General features: G+C 47.5%; 3 protein-coding genes. All 3 read right to left on the reverse strand.

From position 1 onward, the window contains the following. Window positions 1-1,339, reverse strand: a 1,339-nt coding sequence (locus ACYVTD_RS11660) for a DNA topoisomerase IV subunit A (protein ID WP_461247938.1), incomplete at its 3' end; no start/stop codon positions are given. Window positions 1,340-1,403: 64 nt separating this feature from the next. Next, a complete protein-coding gene (locus ACYVTD_RS11665) occupies window positions 1,404-1,778 on the reverse strand; it encodes a glycoside hydrolase family 16 protein (RefSeq protein ID WP_461247940.1) in 375 nt (124 codons plus the stop codon). Beyond that, entirely contained in the window at window positions 1,769-2,263 is a 495-nt protein-coding gene (locus ACYVTD_RS11670) for a glycoside hydrolase family 16 protein (RefSeq protein ID WP_461247939.1), read from the reverse strand. Before ACYVTD_RS11670 ends, ACYVTD_RS11665 begins: the two co-directional genes overlap by 10 nt. Between the last annotated feature and the right edge of the window lie 114 nt (window positions 2,264-2,377).

Raw genomic sequence — 2,377 nt, forward strand, 5'->3', positions numbered from 1 at the left:
TTATTTTCGCTATAATGCCTTTAAGCCAGGCGACCGAATAGGCGGTTATATTTTTAAGGGGGCTGTTTATTTCTTTGATACGCGCCTGTATCTGCTCCATTTCGTCTTTCGCCTTGTTTATGTCGTACAGTGAAATCCTGCGGATTGGAATCCGTAAAAGGTGTTCGACATCGTCATCCGAAATGCCGCGCGACCCCACTTCTTTTAAGAACGGCTTAAAGCCCGCGACGACCGCGTCCTGAACGCCCTTCGCCGTCTTCATTTTTTCGATGCCCTTGTAAATGCGCTCTTCTATGAAAATTCTTTCCAGAGTGCGAAGGTGCAATTTGTCCAGAAGTTCCTTTTTTTCAAGTTCAAGCTCTTTTGTAAGAATTTTTACAAGCTGTTTCGCGTGATGTTTAATTACTTCGTTTACGGTCATAACGGCGGGAAGCCCGTCTTTAATCACAAGAAGGTTCACGGAAATCGATTGTTCGCACTCGGTAAACGCGAAAAGCGCGTCTATCGTTTCCTGCGCGTAAACGCCGCGCGCGAGTTTAATTTCGATCTCAACCTTGTCGGTAGTAAAATCGTTAATACCGAGTATTTTAATCCTACCCGCCCTCGCCGCGCTGTCGATGCTGTTAATGATGCTTTCGGTGGTAGAGCCGAAGGGAAGCTCGGTAATAAGAATGCGCTTCGGGTCGGAAGTGTCCAATTTCGCGCGCACCAGAACCTTGCCGTTCCCTCCGTGGTATTCGGAAATATCAACATAGCCGCCCGTCGGAAAATCGGGGTAAAGTTCAAACTTTTTCCCGGTAAGGCAGGCGATTTCCGCTTCCAGTACCTCGATTACGTTGTGCGGCAGAATTTTCGTGGACATTCCGACGGCAATCCCTTCCACCCCCATGATAAGCACCACGGGAATTTTCGCGGGGAAAAGCACGGGTTCGCGGTTTCTGCCGTCGTAGGATTCCGCCCACTGGGTAAGTTTCGGGTTATAAAATACGTCTTTGGCAAGCGGCGTTACGCGACATTCGATATAGCGCGGCGCGGAGGCTTCGTCGCCCGTGTAAAGGTTGCCGAAGTTCCCCTGCCTGTCGATAAAAAGCTCTTTATTTGCCAGCACCACCAGCGCGGGGTAAATTGAAGCTTCGCCGTGCGGGTGGAACTTCATGCACTCACCCACTATATTGGCGACTTTATGGAATTTGCCGTCGTCTTTCTCGAAGAGGGTGTGCATGATACGCCGCTGTACGGGTTTTAGGCCGTCCTCAAGATCGGGGATTGCCCTGTCTTTTATTACATAGGAGGCGTATTCTAGGAAATTGCGGTCGAACAGGGGTTTTATGAATGCCATACTTTACTTTATAACAGTGTGATAAATGGGTCAATAACTATAAAAGAGTGAAAATTAACTTTATTTAATCAGAAGGCCTATTTTTGTAAACTCTTACATAATCTACAAGCATTTCATCTTCGGTAAAGCCGTTCGGAATATCCCCCGCCCAAACGGCGCTTTCCGTCGTCAGTTTGATGTAATTAGGTTTTTCGTTAATACCTACATTTTGAAAATTTACGCCGCCGTCAACGCGCCAAAATTCCATGCCGTCTACATAAAACACATATTCCGAAGGCGACCAATCAAGCGCAAAGACATGGAATTCGCCGTCGTAAATGTCCACTGGTTTGTTCTTGCCGTCGCTGCCGACGCTTTTGTGATCGGCGCCGTAACCGTCCCAGTGCAGGGCGGCGTTATACTCCCCGTTCTGGTTGCGGATTGTTTCAACTATATCGATTTCCGTCCCGTCTTTTCCCCGTTACCGACATTGCCCACCGTCGTACCCATCAGCCAAAAAGCGCCCCATGTTCCCGATACTACGGGAAATTTTATCCTTGCTTCGTAATAGCCGTAACTGTTTTGAAATATTATGGAATCGTTTTTCTTGCGGGTTCTTACTCCTCCGGCGCGAATCCAGTTGTCGGCAATTGTTTTATCTGTCGATTTTGAAGCGCCCAGCACCGCGTCGCGCTTGAATTTAAGGTGTAAATTTCCTCCGCTTACCGAGACCATATCATCTTTCCACGTACTGCGCCCCTGCCTGTCCCATTCAGGGCAAAGATCCCAGTTTTTTTTGTTAAGTTCCGTTCCGTCAAAATCATCGGAAAAAATAAGATTTTCCGATTCATTTTCGGGGTCATTTCCCGTATCATTTTTATTTTCGGGCTCATCGGCACAGGAAACAAATCCGGCGCTAATGGCAAAAATTGTTAAAACTGCCATAAAAATATATAGTTTCCGGTTTTTCACCCCGCGTCCTCAATCAAGTTCTTCATTATATACTCCCGCCTCTCCGGCGTGTTCTTCCCCATGTAGAAATCCAGCACCTGCGGAACC

It is taken from the genome of Treponema sp. R6D11 (assembly GCF_054786075.1).